The organism is Jannaschia helgolandensis (assembly GCF_900109285.1).
In the GTDB taxonomy this organism is placed as follows: Bacteria; Pseudomonadota; Alphaproteobacteria; order Rhodobacterales; family Rhodobacteraceae; genus Jannaschia; species Jannaschia helgolandensis.
Map to the genome: position 1 here is coordinate 40,983 of NZ_FNZQ01000006.1, position 22,950 is coordinate 63,932.

At 63.3% G+C, this 22,950-nt stretch carries 25 protein-coding genes; 13 read left to right on the forward strand and 12 right to left on the reverse strand.

Annotated elements, in window-relative coordinates:
* Positions 1-5 precede the first annotated feature (5 nt).
* From BMY38_RS14235 to BMY38_RS14245, 3 genes are all read right to left on the reverse strand, one after another.
* A complete protein-coding gene (locus BMY38_RS14235) occupies positions 6-845 on the reverse strand; it encodes a patatin-like phospholipase family protein (protein WP_092763952.1) in 840 nt (279 codons plus the stop codon).
* A 42-nt stretch (positions 846-887) separates the two neighbouring features.
* A complete protein-coding gene (locus BMY38_RS14240) occupies positions 888-2,063 on the reverse strand; it encodes an acetyl-CoA C-acetyltransferase (protein ID WP_092763954.1) in 1,176 nt (391 codons plus the stop codon).
* A 182-nt stretch (positions 2,064-2,245) separates the two neighbouring features.
* Positions 2,246-3,079: an EAL domain-containing protein gene (locus BMY38_RS14245; RefSeq protein ID WP_092764297.1), complete on the reverse strand. Its 834-nt coding sequence runs from the start codon at positions 3,077-3,079 to the stop codon at positions 2,246-2,248.
* Positions 3,080-3,407: 328 nt separating this feature from the next.
* Between BMY38_RS14245 and BMY38_RS14250 the strand changes: the two genes are divergently transcribed.
* The gene (locus tag BMY38_RS14250; RefSeq protein WP_092763956.1) at positions 3,408-3,974 is read left to right on the forward strand and encodes a DNA-3-methyladenine glycosylase I; all 567 of its coding nucleotides are present in this window, start codon (positions 3,408-3,410) and stop codon (positions 3,972-3,974) included.
* Positions 3,975-4,213: 239 nt separating this feature from the next.
* On the opposite strand, the gene BMY38_RS14255 is transcribed toward BMY38_RS14250, so the two are convergent.
* Together BMY38_RS14255 and BMY38_RS14260 are read right to left on the reverse strand one after the other, a co-directional pair.
* Positions 4,214-6,109, reverse strand: coding sequence for a PhoX family protein (locus BMY38_RS14255; RefSeq protein ID WP_092763958.1), 1,896 nt, complete (start codon positions 6,107-6,109; stop codon positions 4,214-4,216).
* A gap of 322 nt (positions 6,110-6,431) precedes the next feature.
* On the reverse strand, positions 6,432-6,884 hold the full coding sequence (locus BMY38_RS14260; protein ID WP_092763960.1) for an Lrp/AsnC family transcriptional regulator: 453 nt from the start codon (positions 6,882-6,884) through the stop codon (positions 6,432-6,434).
* 72 nt (positions 6,885-6,956) lie between these two features.
* On the opposite strand from BMY38_RS14260, the gene BMY38_RS14265 reads away from it, so the two are divergent.
* A complete protein-coding gene (locus tag BMY38_RS14265) occupies positions 6,957-7,553 on the forward strand; it encodes a LysE family translocator (protein WP_092764299.1) in 597 nt (198 codons plus the stop codon).
* A 39-nt stretch (positions 7,554-7,592) separates the two neighbouring features.
* On the opposite strand, the gene BMY38_RS14270 is transcribed toward BMY38_RS14265, so the two are convergent.
* Positions 7,593-7,892 carry a DUF6476 family protein gene (locus tag BMY38_RS14270; protein WP_245737628.1) on the reverse strand — a complete coding sequence of 100 codons (300 nt, stop codon included), beginning with the start codon at positions 7,890-7,892 and terminating at the stop codon, positions 7,593-7,595.
* 43 nt (positions 7,893-7,935) lie between these two features.
* Here BMY38_RS14270 and BMY38_RS14275 point away from each other — a divergent pair, with 43 nt between their 5' ends.
* From BMY38_RS14275 to BMY38_RS14295, 5 genes are all read left to right on the forward strand, one after another.
* On the forward strand, positions 7,936-8,916 hold the full coding sequence (locus BMY38_RS14275; RefSeq protein WP_092763962.1) for an RluA family pseudouridine synthase: 981 nt from the start codon (positions 7,936-7,938) through the stop codon (positions 8,914-8,916).
* A 332-nt stretch (positions 8,917-9,248) separates the two neighbouring features.
* The gene (rpoH, locus tag BMY38_RS14280; protein WP_092763964.1) at positions 9,249-10,145 is read left to right on the forward strand and encodes an RNA polymerase sigma factor RpoH; all 897 of its coding nucleotides are present in this window, start codon (positions 9,249-9,251) and stop codon (positions 10,143-10,145) included.
* A 99-nt stretch (positions 10,146-10,244) separates the two neighbouring features.
* A complete protein-coding gene (locus BMY38_RS14285; protein WP_092763966.1) occupies positions 10,245-10,598 on the forward strand; it encodes a DUF1428 domain-containing protein in 354 nt (117 codons plus the stop codon).
* Between the two features lie 50 nt (positions 10,599-10,648).
* On the forward strand, positions 10,649-10,918 hold the full coding sequence (locus tag BMY38_RS14290; protein ID WP_092763968.1) for a DksA/TraR family C4-type zinc finger protein: 270 nt from the start codon (positions 10,649-10,651) through the stop codon (positions 10,916-10,918).
* Positions 10,919-11,013: 95 nt separating this feature from the next.
* Positions 11,014-12,000 carry a Gfo/Idh/MocA family protein gene (locus BMY38_RS14295; RefSeq protein ID WP_092763970.1) on the forward strand — a complete coding sequence of 329 codons (987 nt, stop codon included), beginning with the start codon at positions 11,014-11,016 and terminating at the stop codon, positions 11,998-12,000.
* A 4-nt stretch (positions 12,001-12,004) separates the two neighbouring features.
* On the opposite strand, the gene BMY38_RS14300 is transcribed toward BMY38_RS14295, so the two are convergent.
* On the reverse strand, positions 12,005-12,928 hold the full coding sequence (locus BMY38_RS14300) for a LysR family transcriptional regulator (RefSeq protein WP_092763972.1): 924 nt from the start codon (positions 12,926-12,928) through the stop codon (positions 12,005-12,007).
* Between the two features lie 182 nt (positions 12,929-13,110).
* Here BMY38_RS14300 and BMY38_RS14305 point away from each other — a divergent pair, with 182 nt between their 5' ends.
* The gene (locus BMY38_RS14305) at positions 13,111-13,311 is read left to right on the forward strand and encodes a hypothetical protein (protein ID WP_092763974.1); all 201 of its coding nucleotides are present in this window, start codon (positions 13,111-13,113) and stop codon (positions 13,309-13,311) included.
* Positions 13,312-13,429: 118 nt separating this feature from the next.
* Here the strand turns inward: BMY38_RS14305 and BMY38_RS14310 are convergent, their stop codons facing one another.
* Positions 13,430-14,104 carry a 50S ribosomal protein L25/general stress protein Ctc gene (locus BMY38_RS14310; protein WP_092763976.1) on the reverse strand — a complete coding sequence of 225 codons (675 nt, stop codon included), beginning with the start codon at positions 14,102-14,104 and terminating at the stop codon, positions 13,430-13,432.
* Between the two features lie 220 nt (positions 14,105-14,324).
* On the opposite strand from BMY38_RS14310, the gene sseA reads away from it, so the two are divergent.
* From sseA to BMY38_RS14335, 5 genes are all read left to right on the forward strand, one after another.
* Positions 14,325-15,170, forward strand: a complete 846-nt coding sequence (gene sseA / locus BMY38_RS14315) for a 3-mercaptopyruvate sulfurtransferase (protein WP_092763978.1) — start codon at positions 14,325-14,327, stop codon at positions 15,168-15,170.
* Between the two features lie 4 nt (positions 15,171-15,174).
* Positions 15,175-16,359: an amino acid aminotransferase gene (locus BMY38_RS14320; RefSeq protein WP_092763980.1), complete on the forward strand. Its 1,185-nt coding sequence runs from the start codon at positions 15,175-15,177 to the stop codon at positions 16,357-16,359.
* A 102-nt stretch (positions 16,360-16,461) separates the two neighbouring features.
* Positions 16,462-18,108 (forward strand): thiamine pyrophosphate-binding protein, encoded by a 1,647-nt coding sequence (locus BMY38_RS14325; RefSeq protein ID WP_092763982.1) that lies wholly within the window; start codon positions 16,462-16,464, stop codon positions 18,106-18,108.
* Positions 18,105-18,341: a hypothetical protein gene (locus BMY38_RS14330; protein ID WP_092763984.1), complete on the forward strand. Its 237-nt coding sequence runs from the start codon at positions 18,105-18,107 to the stop codon at positions 18,339-18,341. Before BMY38_RS14325 ends, BMY38_RS14330 begins: the two co-directional genes overlap by 4 nt.
* Positions 18,338-19,744, forward strand: coding sequence for a pyridoxal phosphate-dependent decarboxylase family protein (locus BMY38_RS14335; RefSeq protein WP_092763986.1), 1,407 nt, complete (start codon positions 18,338-18,340; stop codon positions 19,742-19,744). Before BMY38_RS14330 ends, BMY38_RS14335 begins: the two co-directional genes overlap by 4 nt.
* Positions 19,745-19,837: 93 nt before the next feature.
* Here the strand turns inward: BMY38_RS14335 and BMY38_RS18580 are convergent, their stop codons facing one another.
* The 4 genes from BMY38_RS18580 to lgt all read right to left on the reverse strand — a co-directional run bounded on the left by BMY38_RS18580 (position 19,838) and on the right by lgt (position 22,869).
* Positions 19,838-19,972: a hypothetical protein gene (locus BMY38_RS18580; protein ID WP_281243233.1), complete on the reverse strand. Its 135-nt coding sequence runs from the start codon at positions 19,970-19,972 to the stop codon at positions 19,838-19,840.
* 140 nt (positions 19,973-20,112) lie between these two features.
* Positions 20,113-20,877 carry a peptidoglycan editing factor PgeF gene (pgeF, locus tag BMY38_RS14340; protein WP_092763988.1) on the reverse strand — a complete coding sequence of 255 codons (765 nt, stop codon included), beginning with the start codon at positions 20,875-20,877 and terminating at the stop codon, positions 20,113-20,115.
* Complete coding sequence (locus BMY38_RS14345; protein ID WP_245737629.1) at positions 20,874-21,956, reverse strand: class I SAM-dependent methyltransferase; 1,083 nt, start codon at positions 21,954-21,956, stop codon at positions 20,874-20,876. Before BMY38_RS14345 ends, pgeF begins: the two co-directional genes overlap by 4 nt.
* Positions 21,949-22,869, reverse strand: coding sequence for a prolipoprotein diacylglyceryl transferase (gene lgt, locus BMY38_RS14350; protein ID WP_245737630.1), 921 nt, complete (start codon positions 22,867-22,869; stop codon positions 21,949-21,951). The genes BMY38_RS14345 and lgt overlap by 8 nt, the downstream gene beginning before the upstream one ends.
* Between the last annotated feature and the right edge of the window lie 81 nt (positions 22,870-22,950).

Here is a 22,950-nt window from a genome sequence, read left to right on the forward strand (position 1 = left end):
TTCTTCTAGGTAATCTTGTTTCGCCATCGGCGTCCATCCTCCTCGCCCTGCTTCCAGGCTTTTACCAGCAGCTCAGGATCGGTGAAGTTCAGTTTGTCCCCAGACAGGACATCCTGCGATGGCTGGACATAGGTGATACGCCCACCGTCATCGTCCGGCAGAATGCGGAACCTTTTGGTCAACAAAATCAGCGTCTGTCCATCGTCGGGGTCTGGCAACGGTGCCTTGTTCACCATACCGCCGTCGAACACGACCTCGCCTTTCCAGCGGTCCGCGCGAAAGGCGGGGGGCACGGTCGCTGCCATGCGTATCAGTTCCGGAAGGGTGCCATCGCGGGCGGCAGCGCGCGCATCGACCAGTCTCTGTTTCATGCCGGTTATGGAGGCCAGCCGGGGACGCGGGGTGGCCGCAACCGCCTGTTCCGCGTGATACAGCGTGCCGCCGATCAGCGCACGCAAGGTCGGAGCGACGGATACGCCGGGCGTCGACAGGTTGATCTGGAACGCCATGCCGTCGGCGATGCGCGCCATGGCGTCGGCATCGATAACGTCGGTGATGATCCTGGCGTATATCCGTTGATGGGGGGAGCGCCCGTGGTCGTCGCCCATGGCGCGCAGGGTGACATTATCATCCTGTTCAGCGATCGCCCGCTTGAAGCGGTCAAAAAGCTCCTGCTCGACCCCGGCGATCCAGGCGGCCGCCGACAGCGCGCCGCCTGAACTGCCCGTAACGCGGACCGGGGCAAGATCGTGCACTTCTTCCAGGGCGGCCAGAAAGCCGCCATGCCAGAAGCATCGAAGCCCTCCGCCGGAAAAGACAAGCTGATCGTATGGAAGGCGTGCCATCGTTATGGGGTGGGCCGCATGGCCCGCCCCCGTTCCGTCAAATCAATCCCGTTCGACGCAGAGGGCCACGCCCATGCCGCCCCCGATGCACAGCGTGGCGAGGCCCTTCTTGGCATCGCGCCGCTTCATCTCGAACAGCAGCGTATTCAGAACGCGACAGCCCGAGGCGCCGATGGGATGGCCGATGGCGATCGCGCCGCCGTTGACGTTCACGATCGACGGGTCCCAGCCCATGTCCTTGTTCACGGCGCAGGCCTGGGCGGCAAAGGCCTCGTTCGCCTCGATCAGGTCGAGGTCCCCGACTTTCCATCCGGCCTTTTCCAGCGCCTTGCGCGACGCATAGATCGGGCCGACCCCCATGATCGTCGGGTCCAGACCGGCGGTGGCATAGCTGACGATACGGGCCAGCGGCTCGATCCCGCGTTTTTCGGCGTCTTCCGCCGACATCAGCAGTGTCGCCGCCGCACCATCGTTCAAGCCGCTCGCGTTGGCCGCCGTCACCGTCCCGTCCTTGGTGAAGGCCGGGCGCAGTTTCTGCATCGCATCCATCGTGGCGCCATGGCGGATGTATTCGTCCTGGTCGACGACGGTGTCGCCCTTGCGGCCCTTCACCGTGTAGGCGACGATTTCGTCGGCGAATTTGCCGGAGGTCTGCGCGGCCTCGGCCTTGTTTTGCGAACTGACGGCGAATTCGTCCTGCTGATCACGGCTGATCTGCCACTTTTCGGCGACGTTCTCTGCGGTCTGGCCCATGTGGTAGTTGTTGAACGCGTCCCACAACCCATCCTTGATCATGGTGTCGACCAGCTTCATGTCGCCCATCTTCTGACCCTGGCGGATCGACTGGGCGTGCATCGACATCGACATCGATTCCTGGCCGCCCGCAATGACCACCGCGGCATCGCCCAGCATGATGTGCTGCGCACCAAGTGCCACGGCGCGCAGGCCCGAACCGCAGACCTGATTGATGCCCCAGGCTGCGGATTCCTGCGGCAGACCCGCATTGATGTGCGCCTGGCGGGCGGGGTTCTGGCCCTGGCCGGCGGTCAGCACCTGACCCAGGATGGTCTCGGAAACCTCGGACTTGTCGACGCCTGCACGGGCCACGACTTCTTCAAGGACGGCGGTGCCCAGATCGTGCGCAGGGATGTTGGCGAAACTTCCGAGGAACGATCCGACGGGGGTCCGGGCGGCTGAGGCGATTACAACATTTGTCATGGCAGGTATCCTTTCGGCGCGTGGCGGAGGGCGGGACGATCGGCCCCGACGGGATACCCCCGCCGCGTATCATCTCATGACTAGCGTGAGGCGCGCACCGGGGCAAATACTGTTCGCCATCCGGTCGGGCCTGTGGTTCGACCGGCTGGCGAGCGTTCGCCCGAAGGCCGCCGCCATATGATCTATCCAGTCCCGCGCAGCCCGTCGCGATGGGCGGGCGGTAACCAGTCGGGGCGGATTTCGGGCGCGCCGTAATAATACCCCTGCATGCAGTCGACCCCCGATTCGACCAGAAACTGTGCCTCGGCCCCGGTTTCCACGGCCCCGGCGACGGTGAACATGTCGAATTGCTGTCCGATGCTGATCAGCGCATGCAGAATGCATTGATTATCGGAATCGACATCGCAGTTGCGCACGAAAGACCCGTCGATCTTTAGGACATCGAAGTAGAATTCCTTGAGATGGCGGAAACTGGTCTGGCCGGCCCCGAAATCGTCCAGGGCGAAGGTGATGCCCCGGTCCTGAAGGTCGGTCATGAAGGTCTTGACCAGTTCCGGCACCAGCATCGCCGACCGTTCGGAAATCTCCAGGATCACGCGCTCGCCTATGGTGTCGTCGCGCCCCAGGTGGCGTTTGAGGATCTGCATCCATTTCGGATACCCGATCGACCGTGCCGACATGTTGATCGACAGGCGCAGTCCGGGCGTGCGTCCCAGTGCGCCAAGCCCGCAACGCAATGCGGCGCAATCGATTTCGCGCCCCAGGTCCTGTGTTTCGACGACCTCCATGAATTGCGATGCCGGGATGATCCGGCCTGTGTCGTCGGCGATGCGGATCAGGCCTTCGTAGAATGCGGGCTCTCCCGTTATGGAACCGATGACTGGTTGATAGGCCAGCATCGTTCGCCCGTCGGCCAACGCCTCCCGGACCATTTGCAGGGTAGATTTGTCCCGCTCCGTTACGGCGAAGGTGATCGGGTCTTCGGTTCCGGGTTCGGAGAAGGATTTGCGTGCCATCGTTGTCCCCTCGGGATTGGGACCAGATGACATGCAGAAATTGAACGCTTCGTTAATCGCTGCACCATTCGTGGCGCCTTCTTCGGCAATCTTGGCGACAATGCCGTTCAAATCATCGGGGTTTACGGCGGGTGGCGGTGTCCGTCGCAAACCGCATGATCCGTCGCGCTGCTTGCGTGTCCCTCGGACAGGGACACATCGTAGACATGAATCACAAGGTATCAGCGCAGGCCCATCTTGGATGGCAGGCACGTCTATGCTCCTTGGCATTGACGGGTGCCTTCAATCAGGCGGAGGTCGTGCAGGGACCGCAAGGAGACGTTTCGTGATGGAAAGATGCGGCTGGGTCGGCGCCGACCCGATCTACGAACTCTACCACGATACCGAATGGGGTGTGCCCGAACACGATCCTCGGGCGCTGTGGGAAAAATTGATCCTTGACGGGTTTCAGGCAGGATTGTCATGGATCACCATCCTGAGGAAGCGCGACAATTTCCGGGCGGCCTTCGCCGGGTTCGACCCGGAGATCGTGGCAAACTGGGGCGAGGCCGAGGTCGCGCGATTGTTGCAGGATGCGGGCATCATCCGCCACAGGGGCAAGATCGAAGCGACCATCGGCAATGCGCAAGCCTATCTTCGCATCCGGGATGCGCAGGGGTTCGACCGTTTCCTGTGGGATTACGTGGGCGGCGCGCCGATCCAGAACCATTGGGCATCATTGGCCGAGGTGCCGACCGAGACACCCCTGTCGAGGCAGATTTCCCAAGACCTGAAAAAGGCGGGGTTCAAGTTCTGCGGCCCAACCATCGTCTACGCCTTCATGCAGGCTGTCGGGATGGTGAACGATCATGTGGTGACCTGTCATTGCCACGAAGGCGTATCTCGTCTTCGCTGAGGTCTCCGATCAGAACCACAAAGGTCGGTCATCTTGCCGATGGTCCGGACCGGGTGCGTCAGGACATCCGCCGGATCAGGCAGTGCTGGCGACAGGGCAGACATGACTGACTCTGCAGGAAGGCAGAAGGGGCACCCTTCGGGGCGCCCCTTCGCAATGGGCCGGGGGGATATCGGGCAAATGCCGGCCCTACCGGCGGTCTGGCTGGGGGGAACAGCCGGACCGCCGTAACCTGCGCGTCAGCCGACCGCCGCGCCGTCCGACCGCTTGATCGTCACGACGGTCGACCGGGGCAGTGCGCCCTGACCATCGGGGAAGGGCGCACCGGGGTGCTGGATGCCGACGAACATTGTCCTGAGATCGCTCGACCACGTCAGGCCGGTCACTTCCGACCCGTTCGGACCTGTCAGGAAGCGGCGGATCTCGCCGCTTGCCGGATCGCCCGCCAGCATCTGGTTGTTGCCCATGCCGTCGAACTCATCTTCGTTGCTGTCGTCGCCGTCCGTCTGGATCCACACCGTCCCTGTCGTGTCGATCTGCATGCCATCGGGCGAGTTGAACAGGTTGCCTGAATTCACGTTGTCCGAGCCTTTGTAGAGACCATCCTGATTGGTCGGGTTTCCGGCCATCACGAACAGGTCCCAGGCAAAGCCGGGTGCGGCATGGTCGTCGCCATCGGGCATCCAGCGTACGATCTGGCCGTAGTTGTTGGCCTCGCGCGGGTTGGGACCGTTCACCGGGGTCTCGTCGCCACCGGCATTCGCCTTGATGCCGCGGTTCTTGTTGTTGGTGAGCGACACATAGGCCTGTGCGGCGACCGGGTTCACGGCGACCCATTCGGGCCGGTCCATTGTTGTGCCCCCGACGGCAGAGGCGGCCATGCGCGTATGGATCAGGATCTCGCCCGCATCCATGCCCGTCGTCTCGGGCGTCAGCTCCAGCCAGGTGCCGGTCATGTCGTCGTTGAAGCTGGCGACGAACAGTTTGCCGTCGTCCAGCAGGCCCTCGGTCGAGCCGCCTTCGGTATAGGTGCCGTTCGAGACATATTTATAGAGGTACTCGCCCCGTTCGTCGTCGCCCAGGTAGACCACGACCTGCCCGCTGGCTGCGATGACCACTTCGGCGTTCTCATGCTTGAAACGGCCCATCGCAGTGCGCTTGACCGGGGTGCTGTCCGGGTTCGCCGGGTCGATTTCGACGACCCATCCGAAACGGTTCGGCTCGTTCGGTTCCCTGGAGACGTCGAACCGTGCCTGGTGCAGCTCGTAGCCATAGCGGCCTTCTGCCCCCACACCATAGCGCGCGAAGCCTTCGCTGGCCGAGAATTCCGCTTCCGGATCTGCGACGCCGAAATAGCCGTTGAAATTCTCTTCGCAGGTCAAATAGGTGCCCCACGGTGTGATGCCCGATCCGCAGTTGTTCATCGTGCCAAGCACCGTCATGCCGTCAGGATCGGCCGATGTCTTTAACATGTCATGACCGGCGGCGGGCCCCGCGAAGGTCATTGGCGTGTTGTGATGGATGCGACGATTGTAGGGGCTGTCGATCACGATTTCCCAGCCGTCCGCACCTTCGGCCACTTCCATGACGGTAACGCCCTGTATGTTCTGCAACAGGGTCACGTCATCGGCGGTGAAGCCGTTCTCGCCCTTGTTCGGCAGGTTGGTGTCGATGTTGGGATATTCGTGGTTCACGGCGATCAGCTGCTTGCCGTCGACCGCGAAGAGTTCCATGCCGTCGGTATTTTCGCCAAACACCCTGTCGGAAGATGCGACGGGGATACCGTTGACCGGGTCGAACGGCTCTGCATCGGAAAACAGCGGGTCGCCCCACCGGGCCAGCACGTTCCAGTCGTAGCCTTCGGGAACGTGGATCGTGGCGTCCGTCTGAATCGGGATGCCGTCGAAGGCGAAATTTGCCGCATGGGCGTCGGCGCGCGCGGCCGAAGTGGTCGACAGCAGGCTGCCGACGCCGGTGCCCATCACTGCCGCGCCGGACCCGAAGGCGACGACACCCGACAGGAAGCCGCGGCGCGACAGGGCGCGCTCGACGACATCATCGAATTCGTTCGTATCGGGGCGCGGAAATTTGATTTCGTCCCAATCGTCGGCGCTGAGATGGCTAAGGTCGGTCATGATCGCTCTCTCTCTGAAAATGGGTAAAACAACGGAAGCTGGCCCGGCACGGACCGTTCCGCCCGTTGTTCCAGCATCTCCACTAAAAGAGATTCGTGACAGTCTGTTGACGGTGCAGCCCGGTCTTCGGGCGGATTGCCGCAGGTCCATGCCGGGCAAACCGATCCGCGCCCGGCCTCGCGTCATCATCGGTGTGGCCCTTCCCGTCTCGCGGCGGGGGGCAGGGCGATCCCCGCCACCCGGTCGCTGACCCGACCACCCGAAAGGCAGCGTTCGGCATGCAGGATATGGCCCCGGTTCGCCTCCGCGTGTCGGCGTCCGGTTACGCCCGTTCGTCCTTCGGACTGCCCATGACGACATAAGTCGTCAGCCGCGCCACCTGCGGCAGCACGCCCAGAACCTCGGTGTGGAAATGCTTGTAGGCGATCAGGTCCGACGCCTCGACCCGCAGCAGGTATTCGACATTGCCTGTGATGTTATGACATTCGCGGACCAGAGGGGCCTGCGCCACGGCGCGCTCGAAGGATTCCTGTCCGGACTTGGTATGATCGTTCAGACCGACCGTGATATAGGCGGTAAAGCCGATCCCGGCCTTCTCGGGGTCGATAACGGCGCGATACCCACGGATCAATCCGACCGCTTCCATCGTCTGCACCCGGCGCAGGGTCGCCGAGGGCGACAGGCCCACAAGACCCGCCAGCGCCTGATTGGTGATCCGGCCATCACGCCTCAAGGCGCGCAAGATTTTGCCGTCGATTTCGTCAATATCGGTCATACCTTGCGAAACATGCTGCTGCCGCGCGCATTTCGCAAGGACATCCCGTGTAAAATCGGCGAATCTCAGATCATGAGCCTAGAGATTCTCCTTGCCCTCGCGGGCTTTGCTTTCGTTTCCACGATCACGCCGGGGCCAAACAACATGATGGTCATGGCATCGGGCGCGAACTTCGGGCTGGCGCGAACGATGCCGCATCTTCTGGGCATCACCTTCGGATTCACTTTCATGATCCTTCTGGTCGGGCTGGGGCTGGGACAGGTATTCGGGCGCGTGCCCGGGGCAAGGGTCGTCCTGATCGTGCTGTCGGTCGGATACCTGTTGGTTCTGGCGTGGAAGATCGCGCACGCCGCGGCCCCTGAAGGTGGCGATGCCGGGGGCACGCCGCTGACGTTTCTGCAGGCCGCCGCGTTTCAGTGGGTGAATCCGAAAGCCTGGACGATGGCGCTGACCGCGATCACGCTCTACGCATCGGGCGGTGTCTTGTCGGCGGCGATCGTCGCGGGCACGTTCGGTGCGCTGAGCCTTCCCTGCATCGCAAGCTGGACGGTTCTGGGGCGGGAAATACGCCGGTTCCTGACCTCGCCGGCACGGCTTCGCGCGTTCAACTGGACGATGGCGGTCTTGCTGGTCGCATCGCTCTGGCCCTCGGTCGCTCCCCTGTTGTGACGCAGGGCCTCCGGCGGGAATATTTGCCGTGCAAAGACGTCAGTTCAGCGGCAGGTCCCGGCGAAAACTGCCGTCCGGGTTGAAGATCAGAACGCGATTGTCGTCGGTCGTGGCCAGCCAGAAGCTCGGGGCCTGGGTTACCGCGACGATGCTAGCGTCCCCGGGCACCGCCAGTTGGTCGGGTATTGTGATCGCCTTGCCCGGCAGCCGCGTGACAAGCAGTGCCACGACCGTTATCAGCCCGGCGATCATCACGCCGGTCAGAACCGTCACCAGTGCCTTCAGAAAGCGCAGGTCCGGCGGCAACCGGGGATCAACGGAGTTTTCAGTGTCCGACACGCCCATTTCCTCCACGTCCGTTTCCGCCACGACCGTCACCTTCATGATTGCGGCCGATCCGCCGTCGCGTCTCGATAAGGCAATTGCCCGCGACGTGCCAGCCGAGGCACATCTGTCCCGCTCCCGCCTCGCCCGCCTGCTGGAGGAGGGGCGGATAACCGTCGACGGGCGCGTGGCGCGCGCGCGTGACAAGGTGGAGTGGGGCGCGCAGATCGTCGTGACAGTGCCGATGGCCGACGATCCCGAAACGCGGGCCGAGGATATACCGCTCACCATCGTGCATGAAGACGCCGATCTGATCGTTGTCGACAAACCTGCGGGCATGGTCGTGCACCCCGCACCGGGATCGCCCGGTGGCACGCTGGTCAACGCGTTGCTGCATCATTTCGGCGGCGCGCTCTCGGGGGTCGGCGGCGAGAAACGCCCCGGTATCGTCCACCGCATCGACAAGGAGACCTCGGGCCTTCTGGTGGTCGCCAAGTCCGATGCCGCGCATCATGGTCTGGCCGCACAGTTCGAGGCGCACAGCGTGGAACGCCGCTATCTTGCCGTTTGTCACGGCGTCCCGAATGCAGGCGACCCGCGTTTGCGCGGCACAAGGGGCGTGAGTTGGGAGGAGGGGGACATCCTCAAGATCACCACCCGGCTGGCCCGGCACCGTACCGACCGCCAGCGGCAGGCCGTCTGCTGGGAGGGCGGTCGTCACGCCGTGACCCGTGCCCGAACCATACAGGCTTTCGCCGGGGCGGCCCTCGTCGAATGCTGGCTGGAAACCGGGCGCACGCATCAGATCAGGGTACATCTGGCCCATGCCGGGCACGGCCTGATCGGCGACCCGACCTATGGCGGATCGCGCAGGCTGCCCCGCGACCATCCGGCGGCGGAGGTTGTCGCGGCGTTCCCGCGTCAGGCCCTGCACGCGGAAACGCTGGGCTTCGACCACCCCGTGACGGGTTCGGCAATGCGCTTCACATCGGATTTGCCAGACGACATGGCAGGGCTGCTGAAGGCGCTGAAGGCCTGAAACCGTCTGCACGCCCCGTCTGCACGGGGGGTGTACGGGGGGTGTACGGGGGGTGCATGGCGGTTTTCCCAGGCGGCACAGGCTATCGCGGCGGGTGGCCTCCCTGCCGCAAGGAACGGTTGACGCATTTTTTACGTTTGTCGTGCGAAGCAGCACAGATGCCCCGCCGTTCCAGCCCTGTCGCACCGGCACGACGGATGCTAAACACCTATTCCCTTGGTCCGGGGGCGGCATCACCGTCCCGTGATCAGTCCGAACTTGAAGTCCCGACAGGCCGACCCCACATCCAGATAAACGGGGTGTTAAGCCTGTTAACATTAGGGAGACCAGACATGGCCGCCACATACGCCAACCTTCCGGCACCCAACCCCGAAGCCGGGTTGAACCGTTACCTTCAGGAAATACGCAAGTTTCCGATGTTGGAACCAGAGCAGGAATACATGCTTGCCAAGCGCTGGGTTGAAGAGGGCGATACCGAAGCTGCCCATCAGATGGTGACGTCGCACCTGCGTCTCGCCGCCAAGATCGCGATGGGATATCGCGGCTATGGCCTGCCGCAAGCCGAGGTGATTTCCGAGGCGAATGTGGGACTTATGCAGGCGGTCAAGAAATTCGACCCGGAGAAGGGCTTCCGTCTGGCGACCTATGCCATGTGGTGGATTCGCGCGGCGATTCAGGAATACGTCCTGCGGTCCTGGTCGATGGTCAAACTGGGCACGACGTCCGCGCAGAAAAAACTGTTCTTCAACCTGCGCAAGGCCAAGAACCGCATCGGCGCGCTGGAAGAGGGCGATCTGCGTCCCGAAAACGTCAAGCGCATCGCCACCGACCTGGGCGTGACCGAAGCCGAGGTGACGTCGATGAACCGACGCATGTCGGGCGGCGATGCTTCGCTGAATGTGACGGTCGGATCGGACGGCGAAGGCTCGACCCAGTGGCAGGACTGGCTGGCCGACGACAGCGCGGACCAGGCCGGCGATTACGCCGAGAAGGACGAATACGACAGCCGCATCAGCCTTATGACCGACGCGATGGACGTGTTGAACGACCGCGAGAAGGACATCCTGACCCAGCGCCGACTGAACGAAGAAACCGTCACGCTGGAAGATCTGTCCGGCAAATACAACGTCAGCCGCGAGCGTATCCGCCAGATCGAAGTCCGCGCATTCGAAAAGTTGTCGAGCCGGGTGCGGGAACTGGCGCGGGAAAAGGGAATGGTTCCGGCCTGACCCGGCCACAAACCTTTTCTGTTCTTTCAAGCGGGCCGTTTCCTGATCGGAAGCGGCCCGTTTTCGTGCTAGCATCAGGGCACATCAAAGGAGGTCACTATGAGCTATTTCGACGGGTTCGTCGCGGCCGTGCCGCAAGCCAACAAGGACGCCTATGTCGCTCATGCGCAGGACGCCTGGGACAAGATGTTCAAACCTTCGGGTGCTGTTTCGATGGTCGAGACATGGGCCGACGATGTGCCAGACGGCAAGGTTACGTCCTTCCCGATGGCAGTGCAGTGCAAGGACGACGAAGTGGTCGTCTTCTCGTGGATCGAATGGCCCGACAAATCCACGCGCGACGCTGCCTGGGCCAGGATGATGGAGGATAATGAGGATATGTCCGACATGCCCTTCGATGGCAGCCGGATGATCTATGGTGGTTTTCGGCCGCTGATGACGGTTCGCGCCTGACGTCGTGTCAGGCAGAATTATATGTATTTCATGGATGAGGAGGGGATGGCATGGCAGGAGGATGGGCGAAAGACGGTGCGGTCGCCGAACAGATCGAAGCCTCGATCTCCGATGAGTTGGCGCGGATGCGGGCCCGGAAGCAACCTTCGGGTCAGAGCCTGACGCATTGCGCCGACTGCGAAGAGCCGATCCCCGAAGCGCGGCGAGACGCGTTGCCCGGGGTCAAGCTCTGCATCGACTGCGCGGGTCAGCGCGATACGCGGAATGCACCGCGCGGTGGCATCAACCGGCGCGGAAGCAAGGACAGCCAGTTAAAGTGAACGTTCCCTTTGAGGGACCTGCGCGTCGAAAGTGACAGCACGCTGTCCTGCCGGTATGAGCGTCGTACCGATTAAATGCGCGCGAGGGCACACCGATGAACGATCCAATCCGATGGGGCATCTTGGGGGCCTCGAATTTTGCGCAACGCGATATGGCTCCGGCGATCCACGCGGCACGTGGCAATGTCCTGTCGGCGCTGGCCACCCGGTCACCGGATAAGGCCGCGCCCTTTGCCGACCTCGTGCCCGGTTTGCGCATCCACGACAGCTATGATGCTTTGCTGGCCGACCCGCAGATCGATGCCGTCTATGTGCCGCTGCCGCATACGATGCACATCGAGTGGGGCCTGAAGGCGTTGGATGCTGGCAAGCATGTGCTGGTGGAAAAGCCCGTCGCGATGCACGCGGATGATATTGCGCCGCTGATCGCGGCGCGCGACCGGACCGGGTTGATCGCAGCCGAGGCCTATATGATCGTGCATCATCCGCAGTGGCATCTGGTCCGCGAGCTGCTGGCCGATGGTGTGGTCGGGCGGTTGCGTCATGTCGAGGCGGTGTTCACCTATGACAATTCCGGCGACCCTGCGAATATCCGCAACCGGGCTGCGACCGGCGGCGGTATCCTGCCCGATATCGGTGTCTATACCTTCGGTTCGACCCGCTGGGCGACGGGGGCGGAGCCTGACGCGATCACCCATGCGGATCTCGACTGGGAAGACGGCTGTGACGTGCTTGCGCGCGTGTCTGCAAGGTTTCCGGACTTTACCGCGCATTGGGTAAATTCGATGCGTCTTTTGCCCGAGCAATTCGTTCTGTTCCACGGCGAGGCGGGTCTGATCCGCCTGACCGCGCCCTATAACGCCGCCCGTTTCGGCGAGGCATGGGTGGAATGGCGCGGGCGTGACGGCGTGACCCACACGCGAAGCTGGCCGGGCGTCGATCAATACGTCCTGCAGGTCGAGGCGTTTGCCGCCGCCGTCCGGGGAGAGGCCGCATTTCCGTGGACTCTGGAAGATGCGCGCGGGACGCAAAAAGTGATCGATATGGCCTATGCGGCTGCGGGCGACCGGCCGGTAAGCTGACGGCTCAATCGTCGCCCAGCCTCGATATGTCGTCTTCGCTGATCCGGGCGAGGGCCTGCATCACATCGTCTTGCGCGTCTTCGGCCTGATCTGCGACGCGGGTAAGTGTTTCCAGCGCGATCTGCCTGATGTCATCGGGCAGATCGTCGCGGAATACTGCCCAGACAGGATAGGGAAAGACCGGCGCTCCAGGCACCAGGTGCAGTCGCCCTGCATCGAGGTGACGCTTTGCGGACCTTGCGGGAACGTAGGCGGCGGCGCGTCGGTTGACGATATACTCTACGCCGAGCGCCTCAAGCTTCAGCGTCAAACCTGCGTTGGTCATGTCGGGCAGGCTGACCGCATGGGCCTGTGTGAATTCGGGTCCCCAATCAGTGTAGACATAGGCGTCGCCGATCCCACCAATGTCGTCGACCGGGAAGGAAGACAGCAAAAGCAGCTCGTCCTCCATCACCGGGACGACGGTCAGGCCCGGGCGTTGCTGCGCGATATATGTCAGAGTGGCCTGCACGACACCCTCGATCAGAAAGCGGGTCAGGCGGTCGGGCATTCCCATTTCGGCGCGCAACGCGAGGGTAGGGCGGGCGGCCTGCAATGCATCCAGCCATCGGAACCCGAGGCGCGGCCAAAGCGAGTACTGCGCCCCGATAATAAGTGAACTCGTGAAACCCTGCGGCACGCCGACCTGCTGGCGCGCTTCCTCCCAGAGTTTGATCATGCTGAGGGCATATTGTTCGAACGCGCGCCCCGCAGCGGTCAATTCGACACCCGCCTTGGAGCGCTGGAACAGCACCTTTCCAAGATTGTCCTCAAGCCGCTGCACACGCAGGCTGACTGCGGATTGGGTGACGAACAGGCGGGCCGAGGCGTTTACGAAACTGCCCGTATCGGCGACGGTGAGAAAGGTGCGGATGAGGGCGATATCCATAGCTCATGTATGAGCATTTATCGCGCTAATCGCAATTCTTATTCGTTTTTTTTATGTGAAGCGGCCTCCTAAATAGGGGCATCAGGACGGCGCGAACACGCGCTTCGTCCCGGCCCGGACAGTGCGCCGCCCGTCCGCCCAAGGCTGAAAACAAGACGGCGCAGCATGAAAGGAATACTGCCATGTTCTCGAAGCCTATCAAGATTGTCTCCGCCGTCTTTGCCGCCGCGATCACCCTGTCCGCCTGCTCTACTGAAAAGGTCGTGGACCGGACTGTGGACACCACGCTGTTTGCGGGAAAGACTGTCGTGAAAACCGGTGTCGGCGCTGGCAAGCTGGTCGTTCGTGGGGGCAAGGCGGCCATCCCCGGTGGCACGAACTAAGACCCTGTCGGGAGATTATTCGACCATTCGTTTCGGCGGAGGGGAGGCCGTCTGAACGAGAAAGGGCGCGGAGGTGTTCCCTTCCGCGCCCAAATCATGTCCGGTCCGAAAACAGGGATTACTTCTTGTTGTCTTCGCCTTCGACGGTCTCGGCATTCTGGTTGATGACTTCGGTCTCGACGACCTCGTCCTCGTCCTCGTCCTCGTCTTTGGACGAACCCATGACCGTAGGTGCCTGCATGTTCGCCAGAACGAAGTCCCGCTCGATCGTTGGCTTCGAGCCTTTTGGCATCTCTACATCCGAGATGTGCACCGTATCACCGATCTCCATACCCGAGCAATCGACCGTCAGGTGGTCGGGAATATCGCCTGCGGTAACCCTCAGCTCGACTTCCGGGCGAACGACTGTCAGCACGCCGCCCAGCTTGTCACCGGGGCAACCTTCGACATTCTCGAACACGACGGGAATGAACAGGTTCACCTTGGACGTGCGGCGCAGGCGCATCAGGTCCAGGTGCGTCGGCAGATCTTTGACCACGTCGCGCTGAACATCGCGGGCAATGACGCGCACGTCTTCCTGTCCCTCGACCTTCAGGTTCCAGAGCGTGGCGCGGAAGCGACCGGCCTTCAGCTTCTTGAGCAGTTCGTTGAAGGGGATTTCGATGGGGAGGGGGTCTTGACCGCCACCATAGACTACGCCCGGGACCATCCCGTTGCGGCGCGATTGACGAGCGGCCCCCTTGCCTGTCCCCGTCCGGGCATGTGCCACGAGATCCGGAATCTCTCCAGCCATGATAAACTCCAATATGTCTGTGGGCGGCCTCCAAGGGTGTCCGCCCGGGTCGTGAAGAGCCGCCCTTTAGAGTGGGTGTCGCGGCAAGGCAAGCCCCGGCGACCTGTTGTGATGTGCTTTGGTCGATTTTTTGCAGCGTCAAATGCCGCCCGGATTTCATCTGCTACGTTGCGTGCATCAACAGGCAGGTCTAATGCCGCGTGTGGAAGGAGCCTTCGCCATGATCGATGATCCCGCAACACTAGTCTCGACCCGATGGTTGGCGCAGCGGCTGACTTCGCCCGATCTGCGGATCCTAGATGCGTCTTGGTATCTGCCCGATATGAACCGCGATCCGTTCGAAGAATATGGCCAGGCGCATATCCCCGGCGCGCGCTTCGTCGATCTGGATAACGTCAGCGATGGGCGCAGTGCTCTGCCGCACATGGCTCCACCGGTCGAAAAGTTCATGTCCCGGATGCGCAAGATGGGCGTGGGCGACGGTCATACAGTCGTGATTTACGACGGCTACGGAATTTTTTCGGCGGCGCGGCTGTGGTGGCTGTTCCGCCTGTTCGGTCAGCGCGCCGCGGTCCTCGATGGCGGTCTGCCCAAATGGCGGGCCGAGGGGCGTCTGGTGACATCTGACCTTCCCAACATTCGCGACCGTCACATGACCGTCACCCGCAACCCCGATCTGATGCGCGACGTCACGCAGGTCGCGCAGGCCGCCAAGCTGGGCCACGCGCAGATCGTCGATGCCCGTGCCGCGCCGAGGTTTCGCGGCGACGAGGCAGAACCGCGCGCCGGCCTGCGCGCGGGCCACATTCCCGGATCGAAGAACGTGCCGTGGAAGACGCTGTTTGCTGCGGACGGAACAATGAAGGACGGTGCCGATCTGGCGCAGGTCTTCATTGCCGCCGGGGTCGATCTGGACAAGCCTGTCATCACATCGTGCGGCAGCGGTGTGACGGCGGCGATTGTAAACCTGGGCCTGACCCGTCTGGGGCATGGCGACCATTCGCTCTATGACGGCAGTTGGGCCGAATGGGGCATGTATCCCGATCTGAAAATCGAAAGAGGCTGAGACGATGCTGAACGCTTTGACCGCACAGGCCCCCGACAAGATTCTGGCGCTGATGGCAGCTTACCGCGAAGATCCGCGCGACACCAAGATCGATCTGGGCGTCGGCGTCTATAAGGACGCGACCGGCCTGACCCCGGTGATGCGCGCCGTTAAATCCGCCGAACGGCAATTGGTCGAGACGCAAGACACCAAGGTCTATACCGGCCTTGCGGGCGATCCGGCCTTTTCCGATGCGTTGTCGACGCTGGTGCTGGGCGCCGACAAGCCCGTCGACCGCCTGGCCAGCGTCGCCACGCCCGGCGGCACCGGTGCAATCCGGCAGGGGTTGGAATTGGTGCGCATGGCCTCGCCCGATGCCAAGCTGTGGCTGTCGATGCCGACCTGGCCGAACCACCCGGCGATCGCCAAGTATCTGGGGATTACGGTTGCCGAATACCGGTATTTCGATACGGACACCGGCGGCGTCGACTTCGATGCGATGATGGACGATCTGGGCCGCGCCGATGCGGGCGACGTGGTGATGTTGCACGGGTGCTGCCACAACCCGACCGGCGCGAACCTGACGCTGGACCAGTGGAAAACAGTGGCCGATCTGCTGATCGTGCGCGGGCTGATCCCCTTCGTCGACATCGCCTATCAGGGGTTTGGCGACGGGTTGGATGCCGATGCGGCCGGGATGCGCGCGCTGCTGGCGAAAGTGCCGGAGGCGTTGATCGCCGCATCCTGTTCCAAGAACTTCGGCGTTTACCGTGAACGCACAGGGCTGTTGATGGCCATCGCGCCCTCGGCGGACAAACTGAAGGTCACGCAGGGGGCCATGTCCACACTGAACCGTCTGAACTTCAGCTTCCCGCCTGATCATGGCGCCCGTGTCGTGACGACGATTCTGACCGACGATGCCCTGCGCGCCGATTGGGCCGCCGAATTGGAGGACGTCCGCTCCGGCATGCTGGGTCTGCGCGAAGCCCTGGCCACGGCGTTGCGCGACCGGGTCGGCTCCGACCGCTTCGGCTTTCTGGCGGCGCATCGGGGAATGTTTTCCCTGCTGGGCGCAACGCCCGATCAGGTCGAGATGATGCGCCGCGACCATGGCATCTACATGGTTGGCGATTCGCGCATCAATATCGCGGGCCTGAATGATCGGACGGTGCCGCTGCTGGCCGATGCGATCGTGGCGGCGGGTGTCTGACGACCTTTGCGGGCAGGGCATCGACGCCGGCGTTATTGGACTTCGGTGGACACAGGTGCCGCTTTGCGGTTCATCTGCGACAACCCTAATCCGGAGATGCAAATGACCCGCCACGGAGGCCAGATCCTTGCAGCCCAACTGAGCCTGCAAGGCGTACGCCGCGTGTTTTCGGTGCCGGGCGAGAGCTTCCTTGCCGCACTGGACGGCCTGCATGACAGTGGTATCCAGAATATTGTCTGCCGTCAGGAGGGCGGTGCCGCGATGATGGCCGAAGCGACGGCCAAGCTGACTGGCCGCCCCGGTATAGTCTTCGTGACGCGCGGACCCGGTGCCACGAACGCCAGTGCGGGCCTGCATATCGCTATGCAGGATTCGACGCCGGTGATTTGTTTCGTGGGCCAGATCGCGCGTCACCACCGCGACCGGGAGGCCTTTCAGGAGGTGGACTATCGCGCGTTGTTCGGCGGGCTGGTCAAATGGGTCGCCGAGGTCGATCAGACCGACCGCCTGCCCGAATACATCGCGCGCGCCTTTTCGGTCGCGCAATCCGGGCGGCCCGGACCCGTGGTGCTGGCCCTGCCGGAAGATATGCTGTCGGACGTGGCCGATGTGCCGGACCGCCCCGAGATCGTGGTGCCCCGCCCGGCAGTGCCGGACCTGACACAGGTTATCGACCGGTTGCGGGTGGCCGAACGCCCGCTGATCGTCGCGGGCGGCCCCGGATGGTCAGCTGAGACGGCAAATGATTTGGCCATTTGGGCGGATCGGCACGGCTTGCCCGTCGCGGTCACGTTCCGGCGGCAGGACTATATCGACAACCGCTCGCCCACCTATGTCGGCGACCTGAATGTCGGGCCGAACCCCAAGCTGACGGCGCGGCTGAAGGACGCCGACCTTATTGTCGCACTGGGCACCCGGCTGGGTGATGTCGCCACCGGCGGATATGAGGTGCTGGACCCGGTGCGGGACGCCCCCGCGTTGATCCACATTCATCCCGACGCCGGGGAGCTGAACCGGGTCTGGTCGGCAGGCGTTGCCATTCAGGCACGTGCACCCGACGTGATCGCGGCGCTTGCGGCCCGCGACGACGTTCTGCCGGGTTGGCACGATATTCAAGCCACGGCGCGCAGAGAATACGAACAGTGGATTCAGCCGAAGGAAACGCCCGGCGCGGTCAAACTGGAACAGGTGATCGAACATCTGGACATGACCCTGCCCGACGATGCCGTTCTGACCAACGGGGCGGGGAACTACGCCGCCTTCCTGCACCGTTATTATCGCTGGCGACGGTATGGAACGCAGTTGGCGCCGACGTCCGGAAGTATGGGTTACGGCTTTCCTGCCGCCATCGCGGCATCCATTGAACGGCCCGGCACGCCGGTGATCTGTCTGGCAGGCGACGGCTGTTTCCAGATGACCTGCAACGAGATGTCGACGGCGATCCAGCATGGGGCCACGCCAGTTGTGATCGTCGCCAACAATGGACGTTACGGCACCATCCGCATGCATCAGGAACGCCACTATCCGGGGCGTGTGTCGGGCACCGATCTGGCAAACCCCGATTTTGCCGCGCTGTCCCGCGCCTATGGCGGGCAGGGCTGGACGGTTGAGACGCAGGATGAATTCGTCCCCGCGCTGAAGGCGGCGATGGCCTGCGGCACAGTGGCGGTGATCGAACTGAAGCTGGACCCGGACATGCTGACCACAGGAGCGTCATTGTCGGATCTGGCCGCGGCGGTGGCGCGATGACCGCCCTGCATCTGACCCTGACAATGACCCGTGACGAGGCCGAAGTGCTGTTCGAAGCCCTGGTCAAGCTGACGCCCGAGGCGCTGCAAGCATCTGGTCTGGATCAGGTCGAGGCGCAGGCGCTCTATGATCTCGAAGCCGAGTTGGAGCGCCGTCTGCCCGATACTCTGGCCGAAGATTACGACACGCGCCTCGCCGCGACCAAGACCCGCCTTCTGGAGAATAAACCATGACCGGCACATCCGAGGGCCATCGTCTGGATCCGACCGACTGGTCGGCGTTCGAGGCGGACCTGCACCGTGTCGCCTCGGCCTGCGTAGCCCGCCTGCGCGCGGCGCGCGAGTTGCCGTGGCAGGCCCCGCCCGAGGACATGGCGGCGCGGGTCGCGATCACCGGTCGGGGTATGCCGACCACTGACCTGTTCGACCGGATCGCCACCGACATCATGCCGCATGCCACCGGAAACACGCATCCGCGATTCTGGGGCTGGGTGCATGGGACAGGCACCGCGACCGGCGTCGCCGCCGAGATGGTGGCAGCAACCATGAACGCCAACATGGGAGGGCGCGACCAGGGCGGAGCCGAGGTGGAGCGTGCCGTCATCAAATGGCTGCATGATATTGCCGGATGGCAGGACGGGTCCGGTCTGATGACGTCGGGAACGTCACAGGCGACGATCCTTGCGCTGTCGTGTGCGCGGATGCGCGCCTTTCCGTCAGTCCGGGCTGACGGTCTGGCAGCTTTGCCTGAAATGCGCGTCTATATTGCAGCAGGCGGTCATTCCTGCGTCAAGAAGGCGCTGGAGGTGATGGGCCACGGGGCTGCTGCCATCGTGCAGGTGCCCGCGCCAATGGGTCGGATGGATGTGGACGCCCTGCGTGCCGCCATCGCCGCCGACCGCACTGCGGGGCGACACCCGCTGGCGGTGGTGGGTACGGTCGGGTCTGTGAACCTTGGCACCTATGACGACCTCAATGCACTGGCCGACGTCGCCCGAGACGAGGAGATGTGGCTGCACTGCGACGCTGCATTCGGGTTCTGGACCCGGCTGGCCGATGCGCCTTGGCGCGACCTGTCGAAGGGTATCGAGCGGGCCGACAGCGTGGCGATGGATTTTCACAAGTGGATGGCGGTGCCCTATTCCGCCGGGGCGGTGCTGATCCGGGACGAGACGCTGCATCTGGCGACCTTCCGTGAACGGCCCGAGTATCTGGCCGCCGGGGCCGACGGGCTGGCAGGTGGCGACTGGTGGGCGACCGATTACGGTCTGGAGCTGTCACGCAGTTTCTCGGCACTGAAGGTCTGGGCCACGGTCGAGGGCTTGGGAATGGACGCTTTGGGCGCACAGATCACGGACAACTGCCGACAGGCGGCGCATATGGGCGACCTGGCCCAGGCGTCGGACGTGCTTGATCTGGCTGCGCCGGTGGTTTCCAACCTATGTGTGATCCGTCCCCTGCAGGGAGAGGCGTCGGCGCTGGCGGCGCAGTTGCAATTGTCGGGAGAGGCCGTGTTTTCGACGACGATCGTCGACGGGACCAGTTGCCTGCGGGCAGCGATCGTGAACCACCGGACGACGACGGTGGATGTCGAAGCTGCGGTGCGGGCGCTGGAGTCGGCGGCGCGCGCCGCCTGAGAATCGTCGGACGCGGCCCCGTTGGCAGACAGGCCGCGTCCGGTTTCGACCGCGCGTGGATTTCTCGACACGCCCGGCCAAACTGAAAACCGATCAGACCTTGGCGCGGATCGCGGCAGGCTGTTGAGCGGGGGTCGGCACAGGCGCTGGCTTGCGCGACCATGGCAGACGCACGTCGGCGATGCGGGCGGCTTCGATGGTGCGATCCATCCAGGTCTGTCGTGACATATCGTGCCCTCCGGCGTTGTCGGCGTTAACACTTTATGCAGACGGCAGAGGGCGGCGATTGGACCCGATCCGGGTCTTTCGGCGGCTTGATTGTGGCGAAAAGAGGCGCGCACGGCGCGACGCCGCGGCGACAATGACTGTCAGAGCCGGATAGCAGCGATCAGACGCCCGTAATCCGCCTCACCCGCATGGGTCGTGCGGCGATAGGAGTAGAAGCGTGCGGGGTCGGAATAGGTACAATGCCCGGTCCACTCCGCCTGCACCCCGGCCCGGCGCAGCCGCCACAACCCATAGGCGGGCAGGTCGAACAGGTATCGGTCGCCTTCTCCGTTCGCAAAGAACCGTCCCGCCTCGGCGTCAGCGTCAAGGAAGGGGTCCGGAAATTCCGGGCCGACTTCATAGGCACGCTGGCTGATCGACGGGCCGATGGCCGCGCGAATGTTCGGCCGGATCGCGCCCAGCCCCTCCATCGCCTCGATCGTCGCTTCGAGGATGCCATCAAGGGCACCTTTCCATCCGGCATGCGCAGCCCCGACGACGCCCGATTCGGAGTCATGGAACAGCACCGGCTGGCAATCGGCGGTCAGGACCGTCAACACCTGACCCGGCACGGCCGTCACCAGCGCATCGGCGCGGCGCGGCGCCCCGGTTTCGTCTGTTGCATCGCAGAGCGGGCCGTCGATGACGATGACATCTGCCGAATGAACCTGATGCACACTGTGCAGGGGCCCGCCCATGGCTTCGGCCACGCGGGCGCGGTTGATCTGCACAGCTTCGGTCTGATCGCTTGATCCGGTGCCGCAGTTCAGCCCTTCGAAAATGCCGGACGATGCGCCGCCATGCCGGGTAAAGAACCCGTGGGCGACAGGGCCAAGGATGTCGGCCTGAAGGGCTTCCAATGTCATCGATCGAATCCCGGTGGCAGGGCGGCACCGTCTGGAAGCAGCGCCATTGCCTTGAATAGGTCGCCCATGTCGGATGGGTGGGTCAAGCGCCGATGGGCCGCGACATGCGCGTTCAGTCGCGCGCCGCCCATTGATTGGGCAAGCGCCTGCGCCCGCGCAGTGATGCCAAGCCGTTCAAGAATGACCCCTTGAGATATCATTGCGCTGACGCTGCATAGACTTGCCGGTGTGGCACGGGCGATGGCCTCGAAATCGACATGCGCGGTCAGATCGGCCTGACCGGGGTGGGCCAGTGGATCTTCGGGCGTATGGTTGCGCAGCGCCTGTAGCGTGTCGCCGCGACTGCGCCAGTGGCCGTAGTCAATGAAGATCGCGGTCCCGCCCCGTGCCACCCGCGACGCCACCGTGCCGACAATGCCTGGCAGGGCAGGGCAGCGTTCGACCAGAGTACCGTCGGGCAGGGGGGCGGGAACGTTGTGATAATTCAATTCCGGCACCGGCATGGCGGGACCCAGGGCAAAGGACAGCGCACCTTCGGTTTCGGTCACCAGCCGCTCGCGCCATGTATTTCCATCGCGGACATGCTGGCGGACCGGCAGGGCGTCAAGAAATTCGTTGGCAAGAAGAAATGTCGGAAGATCGGGCAGATCGTTCACGGTGCCGTGCCATGTGACATCGTGCCCGAATAGCGTGTCGGCCTGAATCTGTCTCAGCGTTTCGGACGCTTCGACCAGATGGACGCGGGCCGCTGTGACGAATCCGGGAACAGCGCGCGTGGCGCGCAGAACGTCCGCCATCAACGTCCCCCGGCCCGGCCCAAGTTCAACCAGCGAGAAGAGTTTCGGACGGCCCTGGTCGATCCAGACCTGCGCCAGACACAGGCCCAGCATCTCGCCGAACATCTGACTGATTTCCGGCGCGGTGATGAAATCGCCGCCCGTGCCAAAGGGATCGCGGGTGGAATAATATCCCAGCGACGGGTGCAGAAGACAATCGGCCATATAGTCGGCGATGGTCAGCGGTCCGGTTGCGCGGATACGCCCGATCAGAAGGTCGCGCAGGCGATGTGCGTCAGGCACGCGCCTTGTCGGACTGTGCCGCGTCCGACCGCGCCGCGCGCAGCGCCAGCCAGGCGGCGCCCAGACCCACGATCACCATCGGCAGGGATAGAACCTGACCCATTGTCATGCCGTAGTCGCCCAGGCTGACGACATACCCCAGTGGATTGTCCGGCGTGATATACTGTGCATCCGCCTGCCGGAAATATTCGACGAAGATGCGCGCGAAGCCATAGCCGGCCAGGAAAATGCCGCAGATCATGCCGGGAATTTTCAGCCCGCCCCGAAGCGCGATCACCCAAAGCACGACCAGCAGAATGACGCCTTCCAGAATCGCCTCATAGATCTGGCTGGGGTGCCGGGCGCAAAGCTCTCCGACGTTGGAGCAGGCCTGCGCGGCGCTGCCCGGAAAGACCACGGCCCAGGGCAGGTCGCTGGGACGGCCCCAGAGTTCTGCGTTGACGAAGTTGGCCAGCCGGCCCAGTCCAAGTCCAAGCGGCGTGGCGAGGGCCCCGATATCCAGGATCGACCGGATTGGAATTCCGTGGCGTCTTGCGAAGAATATTATCGCCAGTCCTGTCCCGATCAGGCCACCGTGGAATGACATGCCGCCCTCCCAGACGGCCAGAATTTCCGCCGGGTTCGCCATGTAATAGCCGGGTTGATAAAAGATCACGTATCCCAGGCGCCCGCCCAGAACGATAGCCAGCGTAACCCAGGTCATCACGTCTTCGACCTGCAACGGCGTCATCGGCGATTTGCCTCCGCGCCAGAGAGCGGGGCGCATCACAAGCCAGCGCGCCATCAGCCAGCCTCCGACGATGCCGAGGATATAGGCGGCGGCATACCATTTCGGCGCAATTTCGAATCCGGCGATCGAAACACGGAAGATATCGGGCGAAATGTTCGGGAATGTGATGACCATGTTATTCATGGGGTCGCAATGCCTGCCCCCTGCAATCCCGTCAATCCCTTTGCGATCACGGGCTGGTGAAGCGCAGATCTTGAGACTTCG

Excerpts from the sequence above, each read along its gene's own strand:
- BMY38_RS14235 (WP_092763952.1), bottom strand. The coding sequence starts at position 845 with ATGGCACGCCTTCCATACGATCAGCTTGTCTTTTCCGGCGGAGGGCTT.
- BMY38_RS14240 (WP_092763954.1), bottom strand. The coding sequence starts at position 2,063 with ATGACAAATGTTGTAATCGCCTCAGCCGCCCGGACCCCCGTCGGATCG.
- BMY38_RS14245 (WP_092764297.1), bottom strand. The coding sequence starts at position 3,079 with ATGGCACGCAAATCCTTCTCCGAACCCGGAACCGAAGACCCGATCACC.
- BMY38_RS14250 (WP_092763956.1), top strand. The coding sequence starts at position 3,408 with ATGGAAAGATGCGGCTGGGTCGGCGCCGACCCGATCTACGAACTCTAC.
- BMY38_RS14255 (WP_092763958.1), bottom strand. The coding sequence starts at position 6,109 with ATGACCGACCTTAGCCATCTCAGCGCCGACGATTGGGACGAAATCAAA.
- BMY38_RS14260 (WP_092763960.1), bottom strand. The coding sequence starts at position 6,884 with ATGACCGATATTGACGAAATCGACGGCAAAATCTTGCGCGCCTTGAGG.
- BMY38_RS14265 (WP_092764299.1), top strand. The coding sequence starts at position 6,957 with ATGAGCCTAGAGATTCTCCTTGCCCTCGCGGGCTTTGCTTTCGTTTCC.
- BMY38_RS14275 (WP_092763962.1), top strand. The coding sequence starts at position 7,936 with ATGATTGCGGCCGATCCGCCGTCGCGTCTCGATAAGGCAATTGCCCGC.
- rpoH (WP_092763964.1), top strand. The coding sequence starts at position 9,249 with ATGGCCGCCACATACGCCAACCTTCCGGCACCCAACCCCGAAGCCGGG.
- BMY38_RS14285 (WP_092763966.1), top strand. The coding sequence starts at position 10,245 with ATGAGCTATTTCGACGGGTTCGTCGCGGCCGTGCCGCAAGCCAACAAG.
- BMY38_RS14290 (WP_092763968.1), top strand. The coding sequence starts at position 10,649 with ATGGCAGGAGGATGGGCGAAAGACGGTGCGGTCGCCGAACAGATCGAA.
- BMY38_RS14295 (WP_092763970.1), top strand. The coding sequence starts at position 11,014 with ATGAACGATCCAATCCGATGGGGCATCTTGGGGGCCTCGAATTTTGCG.
- BMY38_RS14300 (WP_092763972.1), bottom strand. The coding sequence starts at position 12,928 with ATGGATATCGCCCTCATCCGCACCTTTCTCACCGTCGCCGATACGGGC.
- BMY38_RS14305 (WP_092763974.1), top strand. The coding sequence starts at position 13,111 with ATGTTCTCGAAGCCTATCAAGATTGTCTCCGCCGTCTTTGCCGCCGCG.
- BMY38_RS14310 (WP_092763976.1), bottom strand. The coding sequence starts at position 14,104 with ATGGCTGGAGAGATTCCGGATCTCGTGGCACATGCCCGGACGGGGACA.
- sseA (WP_092763978.1), top strand. The coding sequence starts at position 14,325 with ATGATCGATGATCCCGCAACACTAGTCTCGACCCGATGGTTGGCGCAG.
- BMY38_RS14320 (WP_092763980.1), top strand. The coding sequence starts at position 15,175 with ATGCTGAACGCTTTGACCGCACAGGCCCCCGACAAGATTCTGGCGCTG.
- BMY38_RS14325 (WP_092763982.1), top strand. The coding sequence starts at position 16,462 with ATGACCCGCCACGGAGGCCAGATCCTTGCAGCCCAACTGAGCCTGCAA.
- BMY38_RS14330 (WP_092763984.1), top strand. The coding sequence starts at position 18,105 with ATGACCGCCCTGCATCTGACCCTGACAATGACCCGTGACGAGGCCGAA.
- BMY38_RS14335 (WP_092763986.1), top strand. The coding sequence starts at position 18,338 with ATGACCGGCACATCCGAGGGCCATCGTCTGGATCCGACCGACTGGTCG.
- BMY38_RS18580 (WP_281243233.1), bottom strand. The coding sequence starts at position 19,972 with ATGTCACGACAGACCTGGATGGATCGCACCATCGAAGCCGCCCGCATC.
- pgeF (WP_092763988.1), bottom strand. The coding sequence starts at position 20,877 with ATGACATTGGAAGCCCTTCAGGCCGACATCCTTGGCCCTGTCGCCCAC.
- lgt (WP_245737630.1), bottom strand. The coding sequence starts at position 22,869 with ATGAATAACATGGTCATCACATTCCCGAACATTTCGCCCGATATCTTC.